Source organism: Bradyrhizobium sp. 23, assembly GCF_023073295.1.
GTDB classification, from domain to species: domain Bacteria; phylum Pseudomonadota; class Alphaproteobacteria; order Rhizobiales; family Xanthobacteraceae; genus Bradyrhizobium; species Bradyrhizobium canariense_D.
Window position 1 is genome coordinate 26,032 of sequence record NZ_JADPJF010000098.1, and the last position, 1,528, is coordinate 27,559.

General features: G+C 66.5%; 2 protein-coding genes. Both read right to left on the minus strand.

Annotation, left to right across the window (positions count from 1 at the left end; genetic code table 11):
• Nucleotides 1-24: 24 nt before the first annotated feature.
• Nucleotides 25-633, minus strand: coding sequence for a thiamine phosphate synthase (locus IVB32_RS23935; protein WP_085349131.1), 609 nt, complete (start codon nt 631-633; stop codon nt 25-27).
• Complete coding sequence (locus IVB32_RS23940) at nt 620-1,402, minus strand: thiazole synthase (RefSeq protein ID WP_247361152.1); 783 nt, start codon at nt 1,400-1,402, stop codon at nt 620-622. Before IVB32_RS23940 ends, IVB32_RS23935 begins: the two co-directional genes overlap by 14 nt.
• Nucleotides 1,403-1,528 lie beyond the last annotated feature (126 nt).

Below are 1,528 nucleotides of genomic sequence, written 5' to 3' on the forward strand. Positions count from 1 at the left end.
TGCGGGGTGAGAGAGTGAGGCGCATCACGCCGCCTCCGCGGACAGGCCGAGCCATTGCCGCACCCGCGCATCCGGGTCGGCATTCTGGGTGACGTCGCTGACGACGGCGATGGAATCCGCGCCCGCGGCAAAGATCTCCGCGGCGTGCTCGAACTTGATGCCGCCGATCGCGACCAGCGGGATGTGGCCTACGCGCTTCTTCCATTCCGTGATCTTCGGAATGCCCTGCGGTTCGAAACGCATCGATTTGAGCGTGGTGAAGAAGATCGGGCCCAGCGCGACATAGTCGGGCTCGGCGGCAAGCGCGGTGTCCAGCTCCGCATCGTCGTGGGTGGAGACGCCGAGCGACAAGCCGGCCTCGCGGATGGCAGCGAGGTCGGCGTCGGCAAGGTCCTCCTGGCCGAGATGCAGATATTTTGCGCCGGCGACGATCGCCGCGCGCCAATAGTCGTTGACGACGAGCTTGGCTTGCGTGCCCGCGGTGATCGCCAGCGCGTCGGTGACCATCTGCAGCGATTGCGAGTCGTCGAGGTCCTTTGCGCGCAGCTGGATGGTGCCGACGCCGAGCTTGGTCAGGCGCTCGACCCAGGCGAGGCTGTCGACGACGGGATAAAAGCGATCAGGATACGGCATGCCAGAACGGTGTCCCAACGACAGGGGTGGAAGGGGAGGCGAAATCGCGGGCGTTCATCAGCCCGGCCTCAAAAGCGGTGCGGCCGGCCTCGACGCCGAGGCGGAAGGCGTTGGCCATCGCGACGGGATCGGCGGCCTTGGCGATGGCGGTGTTGAGCAGCACGGCGTCGTAGCCGAGTTCGAGCGCCGCGGCCGCATGCGACGGCGCGCCGATGCCGGCGTCGACCACCAGCGTGATATCGGGCAGCCGCTCGCGCATCAGCTTGAGCGCGTCACGGTTGGTGATGCCTTTTGCGCTGCCGATCGGCGCCGCCCACGGCATCACCACCTTGCAGCCGGCATCGACCAGGCGGTTCGCGATCGAGAGATCCTCGGTGCAATAGGGGAACACCTCAAAACCGTCCTTGATCAGGATGGTCGCGGCTTCGACCAGGCCGACCACGTCGGGCTGCAGCGTGTCGTTGTCGGCGATGACTTCGAGCTTGATCCAGGATGTGCCGAACAATTCGCGCGCGAGCTTGGCCGTCGTCACCGCCTCGCGCACGCTGCGGCAGCCGGCGGTGTTCGGCAGCACCGTGACGTCGAGCTCGCGGATCAGATTCCAGAACGCATCGCCGGTCTTGCCGCCGGCGGATTCGCGCCGCAGCGACACCGTGACGATGTTCGAGCCCGAGGCGCGGATCGCCGACTGCATGATCGCAGGCGAGGGATAGAGCGCGCTGCCGATCAGGAGGCGGGAGGGGAAGGTTTTGCCGTAGAAGGTCACCATGGGGTGTCTCTCCAAATGACACTGTCATCCCCGCCTAGTGCGCAAATTGCGCACGGGGGGCGGGGATCCAGTATTCCAGAGGCGGTGCGGTTAGAACCGAGACGCCGCGGCGTACTGGATCCCCCC

What these genes read in the sequence shown, in the direction of transcription:
- IVB32_RS23935 (WP_085349131.1), bottom strand. Translation starts at nt 633, where the DNA reads ATGCCGTATCCTGATCGCTTTTATCCCGTCGTCGACAGCCTCGCCTGG.
- IVB32_RS23940 (WP_247361152.1), bottom strand. Translation starts at nt 1,402, where the DNA reads ATGGTGACCTTCTACGGCAAAACCTTCCCCTCCCGCCTCCTGATCGGC.